Below are 20299 nucleotides of genomic sequence, written 5' to 3'. Positions count from 1 at the left end.
GATGCCGTCGCCGCCCCGCATCATGATCTATGTCCAGCATCTGCTGGGGGTCGGACATCTGCATCGCGTTGCCGCGATCGCGCGCGCGATGCGGCGTGGCGGCTGCGAAACCATGCTGGTTTCCGGGGGTATGCCGGACCCGACCCTGCACGACCTGGACAATATCCGCTTCGTGCAACTGCCCCCTGCCCGGGCGCAGGATGCGTCGTTCCGGGTTCTGCTTGATGAGACCGGACGTCCGATCACCGATGCCTGGCGCGCCCGCAGAATCGAAGCCCTGATGGATGCGTTCGGCCGGTTCGCCCCCGATGCAGTGCTGACCGAACTGTTCCCCTTCGGGCGCCGTCCAATGCGGTTTGAACTGCTGCCGCTGCTGGAGCATATCCGCGGCATGGCCCGTCGCCCTGTGGTTTTTTCCTCTGTCCGCGACATCCTGGTCGATCGCACCAAACCGGAACGCGACCGTGATGCCATTCACTGGCTGCAGACATTGTACGATGTCGCGCTGGTGCATGGCGATCCGGCGCTCGTTTCCTTCGAGGCAACCTTCCCGCTGGCGCGGGAGATTGCCGGCCAGCTGCATTATACCGGCTATATCGTCGAGAGGCAGGCGATCCCGCAAACGGTGGATGGCCAGGGCGAGGTTCTGGTCTCAGCCGGAGGGGGCGCTGTCGGCATGCCATTGTTCCGCGCTGCACTGGCCGCGCGATCCCTGTCGGCAGCGCACGACCTGCCCTGGCGTATCCTGGTCAGCCGTCATGATGACCCGGGTGAGATAGCCGCCCTGCGAGAAGCGGCAGGAACCGGCGTGACCGTCGAACCAGTACGGTCCGACTTCGCCGGCATGCTGCGACATTGCCGCCTCTCCATCAGCAAAGCCGGCTATAATACCGTCATGGAAACGCTGGCCAGCAAGGTTCCTGCTGTGATCGTGCCCTTTGCCGGCGGCGAGGAAACCGAGCAGGCGATGCGCGCCAATCTGCTCGCAGAACGCGGCCTGCTGCAGACAGTGCGCGAGAGTGAACTGACGCCGCAGCGCCTTGCCGCAGCGATTGACCGGGCGCTGGCCAGCCCGCCCCAACCCGATGCCGGTATCCGCCTCGACGGGGCTGATGAAACCGTGCGGCTGGTCAGGCAATTCGTGGCTGCGCGACAATGACAGCCAGCCGGCTGCCCTGGCATCGCCTGACTGCGGAACTGGATCTCTGGCAGGATCGCGGCCAGACAGCCAGTTTCTGGTGGCGGGATGACGATGCAGTCACTGTCACCCCGGCGCTGGAACATTTGCTTGCCCTGCAGGCCGAGCAGGAAGCACCGCTGCTGCTGGCGGTGATCCCCCGTGATGCCAGCCCGACCCTCGCGGCACGCCTGCGCGGGCTGGTCGGAGTCTGTGCGGCGCAGCATGGGTTTGGCCATGTCAATCATGCACTGCAGCACGAGAAAAAGTCGGAATTCCCGGCAGCACGAGCCCCCGAGGCCTGCCGGAACGATCTGGGGGAGGGCCGCCGCCGGCTGGCCGCACTCGGGCTGGAGCCGGCCCCGGTTCTGGTGCCTCCCTGGAACCGGTTCGCTGCCGACCTGCTGCCGGCGCTGCCCCGGCTCGGATACCAGGCCATTTCTGCTTATAAACCGCGTGAATCCTATTGGGCCGCGCCGGATCTGGTACAACTGAACACCCATCTCGACCCGGTGGACTGGCACGGCTCCGGCCCTGGACATGGCCCTGCGGACTGCTTTGAGACCTGCCTCCGCCTTCTGGAGGCCCAGCGTCTCGGGCAGCAACCGCCCCAACCGATCGGCCTGCTCAGCCACCATTTACGCCACGATGCGGCAGAATGGGACTTTCTGGCCGGAATCCTGTCCCACACCGGTCGGCACCCTGCCGCACGCTGGCTTGATTGGTCCGGAGCCCTCGCCATTGGCCGGCCGGACCAGTCCATCGCGCCCCGGCCCGTCACACCACGGTCATGACCCGGCTGTATTACCCCCTCGCCCGGCTGTGGCCGGATTACCTGCGCGCCCTGCTGGGGCTGCTGATCTGTGCCGGACTGCTGTTGTTTGCCTCGCCCCAATCTGTCATTTTTGTGTTGCTAGCCGCATTGGCCCTGCTGTTTGCCTGGCTCGGCGCCAATACCGTGTGGCGCCAGCAGATCGAGATTGAACTCGACTCCGGGGGCATCACGCAGGTTTCGCGGTGGCATGCCGGCTGGCGCTGGGTTGTTCCGTGGTCGCAGATCACGGCGGTATCCCTGCGATACTTCTCGACCCGTCGGGACCGGAGTGAGGGGTGGCTGCAACTGACGATCAGGGGACACGGGGGACGCGTGCGTGTTGATAGCCGTTTGACGGATTTCCCGCTGCTGGTGCGGCAGGCCATTGCAGCCGCCGACAGTTGTGGCATTCCGCTCGCCGAAAGCACCCGCATCAATGCGGCACGTCTGGATGCGCCCGACCTCCGAAAGGGAGCGCACCTGTGACTGCGGCCGTTCTCGATGTCCGTGATCTGCGCGTTTATTTCGACCTGCCCGAAGGCGAAATCAAGGCTGTCGACGGCGTCAGCTTCACCATCCCGCAAGGCCGTACTGTTGCGCTGGTCGGTGAATCCGGATCGGGTAAATCCGTCGTCAGCCAGGCTATTATGGGAATTCTGCCGAAAATGGCACGAATAGCCGGCGGCAAGATCATCTTCCATGACCCGGATCGTGGCGGTGCCGTGGATATTGCCGCACTGGCCGGCAATGGCGGAGAAATGCGCAAGCTGCAGGGCGGCCGCATCTCGATCATCTTCCAGGAACCGATGACGTCGCTCAGCCCGCTGCACACCATTGGCGACCAGATCACCGAAGCACTGCATCTGCATCGCAGTGCCAGCACGGAAGACGGGCACAGGCTGGCTGTTGACATGCTGCGTCTGGTTGGCTTCCCCGATCCGGAACGGGCGATGCGGACCTATGCTTTCGAACTGTCTGGCGGCCTGCGCCAGCGGGCCATGATCGCCATGGCCCTGGTCTGCCGTCCGGCCCTGCTGATCGCCGATGAACCCACCACCGCGCTGGACGTCACCATCCAGGCGCAGATCCTGAAACTGATCAAGGATCTGCAGGCGGAACTGGGCATGGCCGTGCTGATGATCACCCACGATCTTGGTGTCGTCGCCAACATGGCTGATGAAATTGTCGTCATGTATCATGGCCGGGTTATGGAGCGCGGCGCACTGCATGATATCTTCGGCGACCCGCAGCATCCCTATCTGCGCGCCCTGCTGAATGCCGTGCCGCGTTTCGACATGAAACCCGGCGAGCGACTGGTACCAATCCGTGAGATCAAGGGAGAGGTTGGCCGGCTTCTGCGCCGCGACCCAACAGCTATCCTGCAGCAGGCCGGAGCTCCCCTGCTCGAGGTTGAGCATGTCAGCAAGACCTTCTCGTTACGCAAAAGCGGTCTCTTCAGCGGGCAGGCAGCACACCGGGTAATTGCCGTCGACGACATCAGCTTCACCATCCGTCGTGGCGAATGCCTCGGCCTGGTCGGAGAATCGGGCTGCGGCAAAACCACGGCCAGCAAGATGATCATGCGGGCGGTCCAGCCCGACAGCGGCAGCTTGCGTTTCCACGACGGCGACCGGATGGTTGACATCCTGACTCTACAGGGCGGAGCCCTGTTCGACTACCGACGCAAAGTTCAGTTCATATTCCAGGATCCGTTCTCATCACTGAATCCGCGCATGACTGTGTTTGATATCATTTCCGAGCCACTCGTAATCCACGGCATCGGTGATGAGGATGAGCGTTTCGAGCGCGTGAAAGAGCTGATGGCACTGGTTGGCCTCGACATCCGTTTCCTGCGGCGTTATCCGCATTCCTTCTCGGGTGGCCAGCGACAGCGCATCGGCATTGCCCGCGCCCTTGCCCTTCAGCCCGACCTGCTGATCTGCGATGAACCGGTCTCGGCCCTGGATGTGTCGATCCAGGCACAGATTCTCAATCTGCTGAAAGACCTGAAGGCTGAGCTGAATCTGACCTACCTGTTCATCTCCCACAATCTTGCGGTGGTCGACTACATCGCCGACCGCATTGCCGTGATGTGTGCCGGCCGCCTAGTCGAACTGGCGCCGCGCGAGCAGCTGTTCCGCAATCCTGTGCACCCATATACCCGCGCCCTGCTCTCAGCCGTGCCCAAGCCTGATCCGGGCAGCCGGCTAGATCTGCGCCTGCTGATGGAGGGCAAGGCCTCCGATCCTGCCCTGTGGCCGGCCCCCTTCACAATTGACGGAGCCTCCAGACCGCGCATGCTGGAAGTTGCCGACGGTCATCTTGTTCGTGCCGCCGCGGACGCCGATATCCGGGATCTGGTTGCATGATGCCCCTGAACCGCATTCTCCTGCCGAGCCTGCTGGCCTTTGCCCTTCTGCTTCCGGCCGCCAGGGCACAACCGGGTGATTACAAAGAAACGCCGAGCCTCGCAGCCATGGTTTCCGCCGGCAAACTGCCGCCGGTGGCGCTGCGGCTTCCCGAAAAGCCACTGGTGATGCCGCTGCAGGCCCCGCGCGAAGCCGGGCAGTCCGGCGGCGATTTGCGCACTATGATCGGCCGTTCCCGTGACATCCGGCTGTTATCGGTGATCGGCTATACGCGGCTGGTTATCTACAACGAGCAATTCGAGATCATACCGGACCTTGCCGAATCCTATACGGTCGAGGACGGCAGGACGTTCACCTTCCGCCTCAGACCCGGCCACAAATGGTCGGATGGTCAAGCCTTCACGGCAGAGGATTTCCGCTACTACTGGGAGGATGTCGCCAACAACAGGGAACTCAGCCCGTCCGGCATCCCGGTCGACCTGATGGTGGATGGCGAGCCGCCGCAGGTCAGCTTCCCGGACGCCCTGACGGTACGCTACAGCTGGACCAGGCGGAACCCGCATTTTCTTGCCAGACTGGCCGGCACGGCGCCGCTCTATATCTACCGGCCGGCTCATTACATGAAAAAATACCATGTCAAATATGCCGACCCGGCGGCACTGAAGCGGGAAATCGAGACCAGCAAACGGCGCAACTGGGCCGCTCTGCACAACAAGATCGACAATATGTACGAGGCGGAGAATCCCGACCTGCCCACACTCGATCCCTGGGTGATCACCACCCGGCCACCCGCCGTGCGGTTTGTTGCCGTCCGCAATCCGTTTTTCCACCGCGTGGACCAAACCGGCCAGCAGCTGCCCTATCTCGATCGCCTGGTTTTCAGCCTGGCCGACAGCAAACTGATTCCTGCCAAGGCGGGCGCCGGCGAGGCCGACCTGCAGTTCCGCAACATCTCCTTCAACAACTTTACCTTCCTGAAGGAGAACGAGAAACGCTCCGGTTACCGTACTCTGCTGTGGCGGACCGCGAAGGGCTCTCATTTCGCCCTATTCCCGAATCTCAACAGCAACGATCCGGGCTGGCGCCAACTGATGCGCGATCCGCGCTTCCGCCATGCCCTGTCCCTCGGCATCGACCGTCAGGCAATCAACGAGTCGCTGTTTTTCGGCCTTGGTATCGAGGCGAACAACACCGTCCTGCCGGACAGCCCGCTGTTCCGCCCCGAATATCAGACGACCAACGCCACCTTCGATCCGGCCGCTGCCAACCGCCTGCTCGATCAGATCGGGCTGGCGCGCCGCGACAGCAGTGGCATCCGCCTGATGCCGGATGGCCGGCCGCTGGAAATCATCGTCGAAACCGCTGGTGAGGACACCGAACAGACCGACATCCTCGAACTGATCGGCGAGAACTGGGCAAAGATCGGAGTCAAGCTGTTCTCGAAACCGAGCCAGCGCGACATCGTGCGCAACCGCATCTTCGCCGGTGAAGCGATCATGTCGGTCTGGACTGGCCTCGAAAACGGCCTCGCCAATGCCGGCACCAATCCGGAAGAACTGGCCCCGACCTCGCAATATGGCCTGCAATGGCCGAAATGGGGACAGTGGCACGAGACCCGTGGCCAGTCCGGCGAGCCCATCGACCTGCCGGCAGCACAGGAACTGTACAAACTTTACGATGCGTGGATGAGCACCTCCAACCGCGACGAACAGGCCCGGATCTGGCATCGCATGCTGCAGATTCACGCCGAGCAAACCTTCACCATCGGGGTGATCAGCGGCGTCTTCCAGCCAATCGTGGTGAGCAAGCGGCTGGTCAATATTCCCAAGGAAGGCGTGTTCAACTGGGACCCCGGAGCCTTTATCGGCATCTATCGGCCGGAAAGCTTCTGGCTGCGGCAGTGAGCATGGATCACCCGACATGCTGACCTATCTGGCCCGTCGCCTTCTGCTGATGATTCCCACCCTGCTGGTGATCAGCCTGCTGATATTCATCATCATCAAGCTGCCGCCCGGCGATTATCTGAGCAACCAGATTGCCGAATTGCGGGCGCAGGGTGAGAGCGGCGCACTGGAGCGGGTTGAATTCCTCCGTCGCCAGTATGCACTGGACCGCCCGGCGATCGAACAATATGCAATCTGGATGGGCCTATGGCCCGGGCCGAACGGCTTTTCCGGCCTGCTGCAGGGCGACTGGGGCTGGTCCTTCGAATATAACCGCCCGGTCGGCGAACTGATCGGTGACCGTCTGGCGATGACTGCAATCATCAATCTCTTCACGATCCTGTTCATCTATATCGTCGCCTTCCCGATCGGGGTCTATTCCGCAACGCGGCAATATTCCTGGGGCGATTACGGCTTTACCCTGTTCGGCTACATCGGCTTGGCGACACCGAATTTCCTGTTGGCACTGGTGCTGCTGTACTATGTGAATATCTGGTTCGGGGTCAGCATGGGCGGCCTAGTCGATCCGGAACTGATCGACGCACCCTGGAACTGGGAGAAATTCCAGTCCTTGATGGCCCATATGGTGGTCCCGGTGATCGTGATCGGCACCTCCGGCACGGCAGCGATGATCCGCCGCCTGCGTGCCAATCTGCTGGACGAACTGCAAAAGCAGTATGTGACGACAGCCCGCGCCAAGGGCGTGCCGCCGCTGCGCCTGCTGGTCAAGTACCCGATCCGCATGGCGCTGAATCCGTTCATTTCCGATATCGGCAACCTGCTGCCATCGATCGTCTCCGGATCGGTGATCGTATCGGTGGTGATGAGCCTGCCGACAGCCGGGCCGATGCTGCTTGGCGCCCTGCAGTCGCTGGATCAGTATCTGGCGGGCTCGTTCCTGATGTTTCTCGCGTTGCTGACCGTGGTTGGCATGCTGATCTCCGACATCCTGCTGGCCCTGCTGGATCCGCGTATCCGGCTGGCCGGCGGGCCGGCGAAATAGAGGCTGGCCATGTCGGAAACTTCGCAATCCAAACAGACCGAACACTGGGTCAACCGCGAGCCTTTCGATCCCTACCGGGTCGAGGCCCTGACGCCCGAGCAGGAACGCTTCTACAGCGCCTCACAATGGCAGATGATGTGGTGGAAATTCCGCCGTCATCGCCTCGGCGTCTGGTGTGGCGTGATTCTGCTGCTGATCTACGCCTCGACTCTGATTTCCGAGATCATCGCCCCCTACAGCCTGCAGACCCGCAATCCAAGGGCAATCTATGCCCCGCCCCATGCGATCCATCTGTTTCACGAAGGGGAGTTCATTGGCCCCTTCGTTTACGGCAACCGCTTCAAGATGAATATCGAAACCCTCAAGCGGGAATATTCGCCGGATCGCAGCAAGGTACACAGGCTGCGATTCTTCTGCAGCGGCGACCCCTATGAATTCTGGGGCCTGATCAAGGCCGATTTCCATCTGGTCTGTCCCGCCCAAGACGGCCAGTTCTATCTGCTGGGGACCGACCGGCTCGGCCGCGATATCTTTTCCCGTATCGTCTACGGCACGCGCATATCGCTGACCGTCGGCCTGATCGGCATCATCATCAGCTTCCTGATTGGCATCGTCCTGGGTGGCATCTCCGGCTATTACGGCGGCTGGATCGACAATCTGATCCAGCGCCTGATCGAGATGATCCGCAGCCTGCCAGAGTTGCCATTGTGGATGGCATTGTCCGCCGCCCTGCCGGTAACCTGGTCGCCAATTCTGGTCTATTTCGGCATCACCATCATTCTTGGCCTGCTCGACTGGCCAGGTCTCGCCCGTGCCGTACGCTCCAAGCTGCTCAGTTTGCGCGAGGAGGATTTCTGCACGGCGGCCGAGCTGATGGGCGCTTCGCCGGCCCGGGTAATCGGCCGGCATTTGCTGCCCAGTTTTGCCAGCCACCTGATTGCCTCGGCCACATTGTCGATTCCATCCATGATCCTGGGCGAAACCGCCCTGTCTTTCCTCGGCCTTGGACTGCGCCCGCCAATCACTTCATGGGGCGTATTGCTCAATGAGGCGCAGAACATTAATGTGGTGGCCTTGTACCCTTGGCTGATGGCTCCAGCCATCCCGGTGATCATCGTCGTCCTGGCCTTCAACTTTTTCGGTGATGGCCTGCGCGATGCGGCGGATCCTTACCGCTAGCTAGCGTGGTCGAACCAGCCACAGGCTGGCGGGGCGCCCCTCGGCTGCCGCCGGCAGACGACCGGCAATACTCTCCTGTACGATACCGGCATGGCGGCTTGCCATGTAATGACTGGCAAACAGAATATCCCAGCCGCCGGCCAGCATCGGGCCCAGCCCCTGCTGTTCGTTATAGCCCCGCCAGCCCCAGTCGGCCGGATAATCATCGGGCAGGAAGATGTCGTGGATATGCACCAGCACTCCGGCCGGCAGATCAGGAAGGATACGGTTGAGCAGCCAGTCGACATCCGTGCCGGGCATGAGGATGTGGCTCGAATCGATGAACAGGATGTCGCCTGGCCGCAGGGCCGCAAAAATTCCCGGATCGGCGGTCTGCATCACCGCCGGGATGAACCGTATCGGCAGGCCCTGCAGGCTGGCACGCGGCGCCGGGTCGATTGCCGTGATCGCGGTGTCCAGCCCGGCATCCGCAACAGCCCGGGCGAGAAACCGCGTCGAATGGCCGGACCCTACCTCGACAATGCGGGCCGGCCGATGGCGGCGGACCAGCGTGTAAGCCGCCACCGCATCGAGCGTGGGGAACCAGCTCTGGGTAAACCGCGGTGCCGGCGGAGAGTCAGCAGTGGCAGCAATACGATCAAACGCCACTTCATGGCTGCCGGCTTCGCTCAACAGCGCCGCAAAAGCCGGAACGGCCGCCATGAAACGGCTTTCCAGTGCGGCATAGGCCGGCTGGCGCTCGGCAACATTGTCGGCGTAGCGATATGGGATGAAGAACCCCTGGCGCCGCAGGCCGAATACCGGGCCGAGCAGGGTCTGCAGCCCCATGCGGAGCCGGCGGCTGACGGAACGGCCTGCCATCATCAGGGGCGCAGAATCATGCCTTCACGGGCCACCACCGAACCCGGCCGCGCGGCCTCCACATTGGCAGCTACCTTGTCCATAAAGGTATCATCATGTTCGGGATCGTGGTGAAACACCACAAACGTCTTGACGCCGGCCTCGTCACAAAGCCTGGCGCCGGCCTGCCACGTCGAATGCCCCCAGCCCTGACGGCAGGCGTACTCCTCGTCGGTATACATCGAATCATAGATCACAATATCTGCGCCCCGGATCAGCTTCAGGATATGCTGGTCGAAACCTTCAGCCGGATGCTCGGTATCGGTCAGGTAGCAGATCGACTTGCCGGCATATTCGACGCGGTAGCCGGTTGCGAGGTCGGGGTGGCTCAGGGGCGCTGTCCGCACTGTCACTCCGGGATGCGGAGACAGCACGTCTCCCTGACGAAAATCATGAAAGCTGAGCTCGGCCTGGAAAATCTCCAGCGGCACCGGAAACAGCGGCGAACACATCATCTGCTTCAGCACACCCTTGATGCCGCCGGCATCGGTGACATGGCCGGCATGGATGCGAAAGCGGTTTTGCGGGTTGAACGCGGCGCAGAAATGGGGCAATCCGCAGACATGGTCATAATGGGTGTGGGTGAGAAAAAGGTCCGCATCGACCGGGCTTTCTTCCCGCAGCGCAATGCCGAGCGCGCGCAAACCCGTGCCCGCATCGAACAGAAGAAGATGCGAGCCGCAGCGTATTTCCAGCGACGACGTGTTACCGCCGTAGCGCATGACATCGGGTGAGCCCACGGCAATGCTGCCGCGGACACCCCAGAAGCGGACATAGAACTCTTCTACCCCCACTTGGGCCTCCTATTTCCCGTCAGCGTCGAGGGACGGAGCGCCTCATTGACCTCGGGCCTTGCCGTCGGCCGGGGCAAAACGGAATATGTCTCTCCTCAAGATTAAGGGCGGTGCGGCGCATGTCTCAAGCATTTATTCAAGAATTCCGCGATTTCCGGGCGACCATCACATTTACCAGGCCGGAAAAGCACAATGCGCTCGAGATTGCCGACCTGGAGGCGCTGGACACCGCCTTGCTGAATCTGGCCGCCGATCCCGCTATCCGTGTACTGGTGCTGCAGGCTACCGGCAAAAGTTTCTGCGCCGGCGTGGATTTTGTTTCAGTGGCAAACCATGACTGGCGCGACAGTCCGCTGGAGCGGGTTGCCGACCGGCTGGAAGCCCTGCCCTTCCCGACCCTGTGTGCACTGCAAGGCGGCGTCTATGGCGGCGGCACTGACCTCGCGCTGGCCTGCGATTTCCGCCTCGGCGTCCATGGCATGAAAACCTTCATCCCGCCAGCGAAGCTCGGCATCCAGTATCACGTGCATGGGCTGAAACGCGCCGTTACCCGCCTCGGCCTCGGACCGGCTAAGCGCCTGTTCCTGGCGGCGGAAACCTTTGATGCGGAGGAAATGCTGCGCTGCGGTTTTCTTGATTGGCTGGTCCCGGCCGAAGAACTCCCGGCGCGGGCCGATGGCATTGCTGCCTCGCTGGCCGGTCTTGCCCCCCTGTCGCTGCGCGGTATGAAACAGACCCTGAACCAGATCGCCGAGGGCCTGCTGGACGAGCGCGCCGCCCGCGACCGCTTCGCCACCAGCTTTCATGGCGAAGATTTCCAGGAAGGCCGCCGGGCCATGACCGAAAAGCGGCCGCCGGTCTTTGCCGGACGCTAGGGCTGCAGGCGGTACCCCCCGGGATCAGTGATCAGCAGGGCCGCCTCACCCGGGTTGCGCTCGATCTTCTGCCGCAGCCGGTAGATATGGGTCTCCAGTGTGTGGGTCGATACACCGGCGTTATACCCCCAGACCTCGGTGAGCAGCGTTTCGCGCGAAACCGGCTTGCCGCCGGCGCGCAGCAGGAACTTGAGGATTGCCGTTTCCTTCTCGGTCAGACGCACCTTCCTGCCGGCCTTTTCGTTGTCCAGCAGAAGCTTGTTGGCCGGCCGGAAAGTGTAGGGCCCGATGGTGAAGACAGCATCCTCGCTCTGCTCGAACTGACGCAGCTGAGCCCGGATCCGGGCCAGCAGCACGCCCAGCTTGAACGGCTTGCTGATATAATCATTTGCGCCGGATTCCAGGCCGCGGATGGTATCGGCATCGGCGTCTGCAGCGGTCAGCATCAGGATCGGGGCCCGCACACCCAGCCGGCGTAGCTCCCGGCAGACATCGCGGCCGTCCATGTCCGGCAGACCGACATCGAGCAGAACGAGGTCAAAATGGTCGTGCCCGACGATGTCGATAGCCGCGGCGGCATCGTTAACGCAGGTGGTCGTGAATTCCCTGGTCGTTTCCAGCTGTTCGGCCAGCAGCGACTGCAGGGTGCGGTCGTCATCGACCAGCAGGACACGCTTGGCACCACTCATTCCCGTCTCCCTATCGCATCATGGCAGCCAGCGCGGACCGGATCTGACTATCCGGCCGTGCCAGTTCGTGAACGATACTGAAATGATGCATACCCGGCGCTGTGACTTCCGTCACCTGCCCGCCACGCTCCGCATAAGCTTTCACGAAATCGTGTTGCTGGCCGTGAAAAGCCGCCGTCTCGTCGCTGCCGACGGCGAACGCCAGGGGGGGCAGCCCGCCATGATGGAACGGCAGCATGAACTGCGGACTGTTCCGGATCGCAACCGGACCGGTCATGCGCAGCCTGTCGTTCAGATAGCAGGAGCGGATCGGCAGCAGATCGTAGAGGCCGGAGATTGCCACCCCCCCCTTCACGAGATCAACAGGTGCGGCACCGTCCTGCGCCGTCCAGTCGGTCAGCGCCGCGATTGCTGTCAGATGCCCTCCGGCCGAATGGCCGGTGACATAGATGCGGTTCGGGTCGAAGCCCAGCGGAGCTGCCTCACGCCACAGCCAGACCAGAGCCCGGCGGATTGACGCAACAATGCGATCCATATCGGCCTCGGGCGCCAATGGATAGTTGAGCACCGCGACATTGGCGAGCCCCCCTGCCGCCGGCATGGTGAAGCCATCGGCCACGAAGCTGAACCATGATTTGTCGAGCGCCTGCCAGTAGCCACCATGGATGAACACCAGGAGCGGACGATCCGGCTCTGCTGTCGTGAACAGGTCGAAGCTCTCGCGGGGATGTGCGCCGTAAGGCAGATCGAGGCGGCAGAGAGCCCGCTCGCGCGTCAACCGGCTCGCTGCCTCCCAGCGATCGATATCCTGCTGGTGGTTCGGAACGGCAGCACGATTGTTGTAGAGCCTGTCGAGGGTTTCGCGATCCACCGGATATCCTCCCTGCCGGTGCGCCCTGCAGATCGTTTACTTGAATGCGACTGAAATGATCTCGTAGGCCTTGGCGCCGCCCGGTGTGGTTACCTCGACGCTGTCCCCTTCCGCCTTGCCAACCAGGGCGCGGGCCAGCGGCGCGGTAATCGAGAGCAGACCGGCCTTGATGTCGGCCTCATCGGCCCCGACGATCTGATATGTGCTTTCCTCGCCGCTGTCTTCATCGGACAGCACGACCGTGGCACCGAATTTGACCTTGTCGCCGGACAGTTTGGAAACGTCAATGACCTCTGCACGGCGCAGCTTGTCTTCCAGCTCGAGCACACGCGTCTCGATCCAGCCCTGCCGCTCCTTTGCGGCATGGTATTCGGCATTCTCCGAGAGATCGCCATGTTCGCGCGCTTCGGAAATCGCGCGGATAACGGCCGGCCGCTCGACGGACTTCAGGTGCTTAAGCTCATCTTCCAGCCGCTGGTACCCGGCCGCGGTCATCGGAATCTTCTGCATAATTCCCCTTCCTCGCTGACCGTTAAAAGTAAGCCTGCAGCGGGACGACGGCAAGACTTCCGGCGCGCAGGGCCTCGATCGCGCGCACAGCGGCTTTCGCCCCCGCCACTGTTGTGAAATACGGGATCTTGTTCATCAGGGCGGTGTGGCGCAGATCGAAGCTGTCCCGGATCGAAGCGGCTCCCTCCGACGTGTTGAACACCAGCTGGATGGCACCGTTTTTCATGTCATCCACGATATGCGGGCGCCCTTCCATCACTTTATTGGTGCGCTTCACGGCAATCCCATGCTCACCAAAAAACCGTGCGGTTCCGCTGGTGGCAACAATCTCGAAACCCATCGCAATCAGTCGGCGTGCCGCATCGACCAGCGCCGGCTTGTCGCTATCGCGCACCGATATGAAAACACTGCCGGCAAGCGGCAGCATCGTGCCGGCAGCAATCTGCGCCTTGGCAAAAGCCCTGCCGAAATCCCGGTCGATCCCCATCACCTCGCCCGTCGATTTCATCTCCGGTCCGAGGATAATGTCAACGCCGGGGAAGCGTGCGAACGGGAAGACCGCCTCCTTGACCGCCACATGTTCGAGCTGGTTCTCGCTGAGGCGGAAATCGGCCAGCTTCTCACCGGCCATCACCCGCGAGGCGATCTTGGCCAGCGGTGCGCCGATGGTCTTGGCCACGAACGGCACCGTGCGCGAGGCGCGCGGATTAACCTCAAGGATATAGACCACACTATCCTTGACCGCATACTGCACGTTCATCAGGCCGACCACGTTCAGCGCCCGGGCCAGCGCCTGGGTCTGGCTGCGGATTTCCCCGATCACCTCGGCCGGCAGACTGTAGGGCGGCAGGGCGCAGGCACTGTCTCCAGAATGGATGCCGGCCTCTTCGATATGCTCCATCACGCCGGCCACATACTGCGTCTCGGCATCGGCAAGGCAGTCGACATCAACCTCGATGGCATCCGACAGGTAGCTGTCGATCAGTACCGGCGATTTTCCGGAAACCTGCACGGCCTCGGCCATGTAACGCTCGAGCTGGGCCGCACTGCGCACGATCTCCATGGCACGGCCGCCGAGCACATAGGAAGGCCGGATTACCACCGGATAACCAATCCGGGCGACTACGGCCCGCGCCTCGTCTTCCGAGCGGGCGATGCCATTGGCCGGCTGCTTCAGTCCCAGCTTCTGCAGAAGCTGCTGGAAGCGCTCGCGGTCCTCGGCAAGGTCGATGGCGTCTGGTGAGGTACCAAGGATCGGCACCTGCGCGGCCTCAAGGCCGGCAGCCAGCTTCAGCGGCGTCTGGCCTCCGAACTGTACGATCACACCATGCAGCGTACCTTTCGACTGCTCGACACGAACGATCTCGAGCACGTCCTCGACAGTCAGCGGTTCGAAATACAGCCGGTCTGAGGTGTCGTAATCGGTCGAGACGGTTTCCGGGTTGCAATTGACCATGATGGTCTCGAACCCGGCCTCCTTCAGCGCATAGGCCGCATGCACGCAGCAATAGTCGAACTCAATGCCCTGGCCGATCCGGTTGGGTCCGCCGCCGAGAATGATCACCTTGCGGCGGTCCTGCGGCTGCGCCTCGCATTCGGCGCCCGGACCGAATTCGTAGGTTGAATACATATAAGGAGTGTGGCTCTCAAACTCGGCCGCACAGGTATCCACCCGCTTGAAAACCGGCCGCACATTCAGACTGTGGCGATGGGCGGCCACCGCTGCCTCGTCCAGCTTGGCGAGTTCAGCCAGTCGCGCATCCGAGAAGCCCATGCGCTTCAGCGCCTGCAATCCATCAGCATCACGCGGCAGACCGTTCTTGCGGATGCCGGCCTCGGCGGCGACCAGTTCGGCGATTTGCTCAAGGAACCATGGGTCGTATTTGCAGGCGGCATGCACCTCGGCGATGCTGAGGCCGTGGCGGAAGGCCTGGGCGATTACCAGCAGACGGTCCGGCGTCGGCTTGGCCAGCGCGGCGACAATAGCTTCCCTGCCGTCCGGATCCTCGGCATTTGGGATAGTGATCTCATTGAGGCCGGTCAGGCCGGTCTCCATCGAGCGCAGGGCCTTCTGCAGGCTCTCCTGGAAGCAGCGTCCCATCGACATCGCCTCGCCGACCGACTTCATCGAGGTGGTCAGAAGGCGCGCAGTGCCGGGGAACTTCTCAAAGGTGAAGCGCGGCATCTTGGTGACGATATAGTCGATGGTCGGTTCGAACGAGGCCGGCGTCACACCGGTGATATCGTTCATCAGCTCGTCCAGCGTGTAGCCGATGGCCAGTTTGGCGGCGACCTTGGCGATCGGGAATCCGGTTGCCTTCGAAGCCAGCGCCGACGAGCGCGAGACGCGCGGATTCATCTCGATGACAACCATGCGCCCGTCGGCCGGGTTGACGGCGAACTGCACATTCGAGCCGCCGGTTTCAACGCCGATCTCGCGCAGCACCGCCATCGAGGCGTCCCGCATGATCTGATATTCCTTGTCGGTCAGCGTCAGCGCCGGCGCCACGGTGATACTGTCGCCGGTATGCACGCCCATCGGGTCGATATTCTCGATCGAACAGATGATGATGCAGTTGTCCTTGCGATCGCGGACAACCTCCATCTCATATTCCTTCCACCCCAGCACCGATTCATCGATCAGCACTTCGGTGGTCGGCGAGGCATCGAGGCCGCCGGCGACGATCTCGTCGAATTCTTCCCGGGTATAGGCGATACCGCCGCCGGTGCCGGCCAGAGTGAAGGACGGCCGGATCACGGCCGGCAGGCCGACATGAGAAAGCAGTGCGCGGGCCTCATCCAGCGTGTGCGCCGTGCCCGAACGCGGCATGTCGAGCTTCAGGCGGTTCATAGCCTGACGGAATTTCTCGCGATCTTCCGCCATCTCGATGGCTTCGCGGGCCGCGCCAATCATCTTGACGCCGAATTTCTTCAGCACGCCCTGCTCGTCGAGTTTCATCGCGGTGTTCAGCGCGGTCTGCCCGCCCATGGTGGGCAACAAGGCATCGGGCCGCTCCTTCTCGATCACCTTGGCGACGATTTCGGGCGTAATTGGCTCGATATAGGTGGCATCTGCCAGCCCGGGATCGGTCATGATCGTCGCCGGGTTGGAGTTGATCAGGATGACGCGGTAGCCCTCTTCCTTCAGCGCCTTGCAGGCCTGGGTACCGGAGTAATCGAATTCGCAGGCCTGTCCGATCACGATAGGACCGGCGCCAATGATCAGAATGCTTTTGATATCGGTACGTTTGGGCATGATTCACCTGGGGCAGTGCGCGAAACCCGCGTCAGCTGCGCTGCTGCTCCATCAGTTTTACGAAACGGTCGAAGAGATAATGGGCGTCCTGCGGGCCGGGCGAGGCTTCCGGATGGTACTGCACCGAGAAGACCGGCTTGTCGGTCAGCTTCAAGCCTTCGTTGGAACCGTCGAACAGCGATATGTGCGTGCGGACCACATTCGCCGGCAGGCTGTCCTCGATCACACAGAAACCATGATTCTGGCTGGTGATCTCCACCTTGCCGCTCTCGAGATCTTTCACCGGGTGGTTGGCTCCGCGATGACCGCGATCCATCTTGCCGGTGCGGCCACCGAGCGCCAGCGCCATCATCTGGTGGCCCAGGCATATACCGAAGACCGGCTTGCCACTGCCAATCAGGCTGCGGATCACCGGCACGGCATATTCGCCGGTAGCCGCCGGATCGCCGGGGCCGTTGGAGAGGAACACGCCATCGGGCTGGTGCCGCAGCACATCCTCGGCCGAGCTGTTGCCGGGCACGACCGTGACCTTGCAACCGGCATCGGCCAGGCAGCGCAGGATGTTGCGCTTGATGCCGTAGTCGATGGCCACGACATGAAATTTAGGCGCTGTCTGGCGGCCGTAGCCCTGGCCAAGCTGCCAGCGTGTCTCGTCCCAGGTATAGGTCTGACGGCAGCTGACCTCGGCGGCCAGATCCATGCCTTCCAGCCCCGGCCAGTTCTTCGCCTTGGCATGCAGAGCCTCAAGGTCGAACTTGCCGTCCTGGCGATGGGCAACCACGCCGTTCGGCGCACCGCCATCCCGGATGCGCCGGGTCATGGCCCGGGTATCGATGCCAGAGACGCCGACCAGCGACCGCAGCTTCAGCCAGTCATCAAGATGGCTGTGGCTGCGGAAATTCGACGGCGACGTGACCGGCGCCCGCAGGATCAGACCGCGGGCAGCAATGCCCTGGGTCTCGATATCTTCCAGGTTGGTGCCGACATTGCCGATATGCGGGAAGGTGAAGCTGATGATCTGCCCGGCATAGGAGGGGTCGGTGAGGATTTCCTGATAGCCGGTCATCGAGGTGTTGAAGCAGACTTCGCCGACCGCGTCGCCCTCGGCGCCCAGTCCGTATCCCCAGAAGACGCCGCCATCGGCCAGGACCACAACGCCGGTGTAGCCCGGTCCGGGCGCGGCGGCATATTTCGCTGTCTGGGCCATCTCCGGTTTCTCCATACGCAGACCGGGCATCAGGCCCGGCGAAATCTGGCAATCTGGCCGCAAAAAACCACCGGAGGGCGATGCGCTAAGCCCAGCTCCGGCGGTACGGGACAGATTATACGATGATTGCGGCAGCGATGCCTCGCTGCGGCGACCGGGGTGGGACGATACCAAAACCCGGCCATAGGTCAAGTCCGTCAACCCGTCGGAATATGCATATTTTTCAGACGCTTACAGATTTGCGCGAATCCCCGCCTTGGTCTATGCTGCCCCCCTTCCGAAAAATACGATTCTGTATACCGCTGGGGGATGAAGGATGCTGCGCGAGACGCTCAACCAGGCGCTCAAGGACGCCATGAAGGCAAAGGATGCCCGCCGCACGGCTACCCTGCGTCTAATTCTGGCTGCGCTGAAGGATCGTGACATCGCTGCCCGTACCGATGGGGCCGACCGCAGCGGCATTCCGGAAACCGACATTCTTGCGATGCTGCAGACCATGGTGCGCCAGCGCCGCGAATCGATCACCGCCTATGAGCAGGGCGGCCGGCTCGACCTAGTTGAGCAGGAAAAGGAAGAAATCGCCATCATCGAGACCTACCTGCCCCAGCAGCTGTCCGAAGCTGAGGTCGAGGCGGCGGCAAAGGCTGCGATAGCCGAGGTCGGCGCCCAGGGCATCAAGGACATGGGCAAGGCCATGGCCGTTCTGAAGGGCAAGTATGTTGGTCAGATGGACTTTTCCAAGGCTGCGGCCGTCCTGAAAGGGCTTCTGACCTAGGCGCTTCCTTGCTAGCCTTGGCAGCTTTGTCGCCTGGGCCCTGAGTCGGGCCGGGGAAGAGGGGTTATGGCATTTCCCGATTCCTTTCTTGAAGAACTCCGCAACCGGGTGCCGTTGTCAGGTGTCATCGGGCGTTCGGTGCGCCTGATCAAGCGCGGCCGCGAATTCACCGGCCTGTGCCCGTTCCATAACGAAAAGACCCCCTCCTTTACCGTCAACGACGACAAGGGCTTTTTCCATTGCTTCGGCTGCGGCGCCCATGGCGACGTGATCGGCTTCGTGATGCGCAATGCCGGCCTGTCTTTCCCTGAGGCCGTCGAGCAGATCGCCCAGGAGGCCGGCCTAGCCGTGCCGCAGGTTCGCCCCGAGGACCGCCAGAAAGCCGACCAGGCCGCAACACTGGGCAAGGCCATGGAAGAAGCGGCAAAATGGTTCCAGGCACAGTTGCAGGGGGATACCGGCACCGAAGCCCGCGCCTACATTCGCAAGCGCGGGCTGACCGCCGACACCGTCGAGCGGTTCCGACTGGGCTACGCTCCCGCCAGTCGCACGGCCCTGAAAGAGGCCATGCTGGCGCGGAATATCCCGGAAACGATGCTGGTCGAGGCCGGACTGCTGATCAAACCCGAAGAGGGTGGCGCCAGCTACGACCGTTTCCGCAACCGGGTGATGTTCCCGATCGGGGACCGACGCGGCCGGGTGATTGCCTTCGGCGGTCGGGCGCTGGATCCGGATGCTCCGGCCAAATACCTGAATTCACCGGAGACCCCCCTCTTCCACAAGGGCTTCAACCTCTACAACCATGCCAACGCCCGCGAGGCTGCCCGCGAGGCCGGGGCGGTCGTGGTGGTCGAAGGCTATATGGACGTGATCGCCCTCGCCCAGGCAGGCATCGCCCATGCCGTCGCCCCGCTGGGAACCGCACTGACGGAAGAGCAGATGGCGCTGCTCTGGCGGCTGAGCAACGAGCCGATTCTCTGTTTTGATGGCGACAATGCCGGCTGGCGGGCAGCACTCAGGGCAGCCGACCGCGCCATGCCGCTGCTGGAGCCCGGCCGGTCCTTTCGGTTTGCCATTCTGCCGGGCGGTCAGGACCCGGATGATCTGGTCCGCAGCCAGGGGCGTGCTGCCATGGATGAGGTTCTGTCCAATGCCCTGCCGCTTGCCGACATTCTCTGGCGTCGCGAGACCGAGAACCGGCCACTCGACACGCCGGAGCGCCGGGCTGCGCTGGAGGCGGCCCTGATCGGCCTGGCCAACCAGATCAAGAGTCCGGCCGTTCAGAACCACTATCGCGAGCATTTCCGCGCCCGTATGCGCAATTTGTTTGCACCCGCCCGGACCGCATGGCCCCCGGGCGGCCGCAACTGGAGCCCGGGCCGGATCCGGCCCGGCTTTGGCCGGCCGCAGCAGCCCGAGGGGGATACGGGGCCGATCACCAGTGGCCTGTCCGGCCGCACAGAACGGGCCCTGCTGGCGGCTGTGGTGGCCCATCCCTGGCTCCTGGAGGACCATGGAGAGGTCTTCGCCGCCCTGTCCTTCCCGCAGGGGCCGCTTGACAGCCTCAAGAGCCGGATTCTAGAAGAGGCCTCCCGCCATCCGGGTCTTGACGGCGAGGCCTTCGCGGCCCATTTGAGGCAGCAGGGACTCGGACCCCAGCTCGACCTCGCGACCGGCGAGAGCGGGCGGGTTCTCGAGCCGTTTGCGCGTGCCGGGACTGCCCGGGACAAGGTGGAAAAGGGGTGGTATCAGGCTGTGCAGCGTTACCGGTTGGCGGAGCTGGAGCAGGAACTGGCGGCTGCAGAGGCCGATCTGGCCAGCGACACCAATCCAGAGGCATGGCAGCGGTTTGTCGCCCTTCAGGCAGAGGTCGGTTCGGCGCGCAGCCAGGTTTCGGCATCGGATACCGATTGAGCCGTTCCCGTCGGGAGCGGCTT

General features: G+C 62.7%; 17 protein-coding genes. 10 read left to right on the top strand and 7 right to left on the bottom strand.

The window, feature by feature from the left end; all coding sequences use genetic code 11:
- Position 1 precedes the first annotated feature (1 nt).
- From ACEQZY_RS18555 to ACEQZY_RS18525, 7 genes are read left to right on the top strand one after another with little or no spacing between them, the layout of a single operon-like run.
- Positions 2-1159, top strand: a complete 1158-nt coding sequence (locus tag ACEQZY_RS18555; RefSeq protein ID WP_370156380.1) for a glycosyltransferase family protein — start codon at positions 2-4, stop codon at positions 1157-1159.
- Positions 1156-1971, top strand: a complete 816-nt coding sequence (locus ACEQZY_RS18550) for a polysaccharide deacetylase family protein (RefSeq protein WP_341701860.1) — start codon at positions 1156-1158, stop codon at positions 1969-1971. The genes ACEQZY_RS18555 and ACEQZY_RS18550 overlap by 4 nt, the downstream gene beginning before the upstream one ends.
- Complete coding sequence (locus ACEQZY_RS18545) at positions 1968-2477, top strand: hypothetical protein (RefSeq protein ID WP_370156378.1); 510 nt, start codon at positions 1968-1970, stop codon at positions 2475-2477. The genes ACEQZY_RS18550 and ACEQZY_RS18545 overlap by 4 nt, the downstream gene beginning before the upstream one ends.
- Positions 2474-4360: an ABC transporter ATP-binding protein gene (locus ACEQZY_RS18540; RefSeq protein WP_341701858.1), complete on the top strand. Its 1887-nt coding sequence runs from the start codon at positions 2474-2476 to the stop codon at positions 4358-4360. The genes ACEQZY_RS18545 and ACEQZY_RS18540 overlap by 4 nt, the downstream gene beginning before the upstream one ends.
- Entirely contained in the window at positions 4357-6264 is a 1908-nt protein-coding gene (locus tag ACEQZY_RS18535) for an ABC transporter substrate-binding protein (protein WP_370156376.1), read from the top strand. The genes ACEQZY_RS18540 and ACEQZY_RS18535 overlap by 4 nt, the downstream gene beginning before the upstream one ends.
- Positions 6265-6280: 16 nt before the next feature.
- Positions 6281-7306, top strand: coding sequence for an ABC transporter permease (locus ACEQZY_RS18530; protein ID WP_341701856.1), 1026 nt, complete (start codon positions 6281-6283; stop codon positions 7304-7306).
- Positions 7307-7315: 9 nt separating this feature from the next.
- Entirely contained in the window at positions 7316-8485 is a 1170-nt protein-coding gene (locus ACEQZY_RS18525) for an ABC transporter permease (RefSeq protein WP_341701855.1), read from the top strand.
- Here the strand turns inward: ACEQZY_RS18525 and ACEQZY_RS18520 are convergent, their stop codons facing one another.
- Positions 8486-9349 (bottom strand): class I SAM-dependent methyltransferase, encoded by an 864-nt coding sequence (locus ACEQZY_RS18520; protein ID WP_370156373.1) that lies wholly within the window; start codon positions 9347-9349, stop codon positions 8486-8488.
- Entirely contained in the window at positions 9349-10179 is an 831-nt protein-coding gene (locus ACEQZY_RS18515) for an MBL fold metallo-hydrolase (protein ID WP_341701853.1), read from the bottom strand. The genes ACEQZY_RS18520 and ACEQZY_RS18515 overlap by 1 nt, the downstream gene beginning before the upstream one ends.
- Before the next feature lie 119 nt (positions 10180-10298).
- Between ACEQZY_RS18515 and ACEQZY_RS18510 the strand changes: the two genes are divergently transcribed.
- Positions 10299-11054 (top strand): enoyl-CoA hydratase/isomerase family protein, encoded by a 756-nt coding sequence (locus tag ACEQZY_RS18510; protein WP_370156371.1) that lies wholly within the window; start codon positions 10299-10301, stop codon positions 11052-11054.
- Here the strand turns inward: ACEQZY_RS18510 and ACEQZY_RS18505 are convergent.
- From ACEQZY_RS18505 to carA, 5 genes are read right to left on the bottom strand one after another with little or no spacing between them, the layout of a single operon-like run.
- Positions 11051-11743: a response regulator transcription factor gene (locus ACEQZY_RS18505; protein ID WP_341701851.1), complete on the bottom strand. Its 693-nt coding sequence runs from the start codon at positions 11741-11743 to the stop codon at positions 11051-11053. The genes ACEQZY_RS18510 and ACEQZY_RS18505 overlap by 4 nt on opposite strands.
- 10 nt (positions 11744-11753) lie before the next feature.
- Positions 11754-12614 (bottom strand): alpha/beta hydrolase, encoded by an 861-nt coding sequence (locus ACEQZY_RS18500; protein ID WP_370156369.1) that lies wholly within the window; start codon positions 12612-12614, stop codon positions 11754-11756.
- A 36-nt stretch (positions 12615-12650) separates the two neighbouring features.
- Positions 12651-13124: a transcription elongation factor GreA gene (gene greA / locus ACEQZY_RS18495; RefSeq protein WP_341701849.1), complete on the bottom strand. Its 474-nt coding sequence runs from the start codon at positions 13122-13124 to the stop codon at positions 12651-12653.
- 22 nt (positions 13125-13146) lie between these two features.
- Complete coding sequence (gene carB, locus ACEQZY_RS18490) at positions 13147-16380, bottom strand: carbamoyl-phosphate synthase large subunit (RefSeq protein ID WP_341701848.1); 3234 nt, start codon at positions 16378-16380, stop codon at positions 13147-13149.
- A gap of 31 nt (positions 16381-16411) precedes the next feature.
- Positions 16412-17587, bottom strand: a complete 1176-nt coding sequence (carA, locus tag ACEQZY_RS18485) for a glutamine-hydrolyzing carbamoyl-phosphate synthase small subunit (RefSeq protein ID WP_370156366.1) — start codon at positions 17585-17587, stop codon at positions 16412-16414.
- Between the two features lie 316 nt (positions 17588-17903).
- Between carA and ACEQZY_RS18480 the strand changes: the two genes are divergently transcribed.
- Together ACEQZY_RS18480 and dnaG are read left to right on the top strand one after the other, a co-directional pair.
- On the top strand, positions 17904-18362 hold the full coding sequence (locus ACEQZY_RS18480; protein ID WP_341701846.1) for a GatB/YqeY domain-containing protein: 459 nt from the start codon (positions 17904-17906) through the stop codon (positions 18360-18362).
- A gap of 66 nt (positions 18363-18428) precedes the next feature.
- Positions 18429-20276, top strand: coding sequence for a DNA primase (dnaG, locus tag ACEQZY_RS18475; RefSeq protein ID WP_370156364.1), 1848 nt, complete (start codon positions 18429-18431; stop codon positions 20274-20276).
- The last annotated feature ends 23 nt before the right edge of the window (positions 20277-20299 follow it).

The organism is Ferrovibrio sp. (assembly GCF_964218355.1).
Classification (GTDB): Bacteria; Pseudomonadota; Alphaproteobacteria; order Ferrovibrionales; family Ferrovibrionaceae; genus Ferrovibrio.
This window is presented reverse-complemented; position numbering and strand designations above follow the sequence as displayed.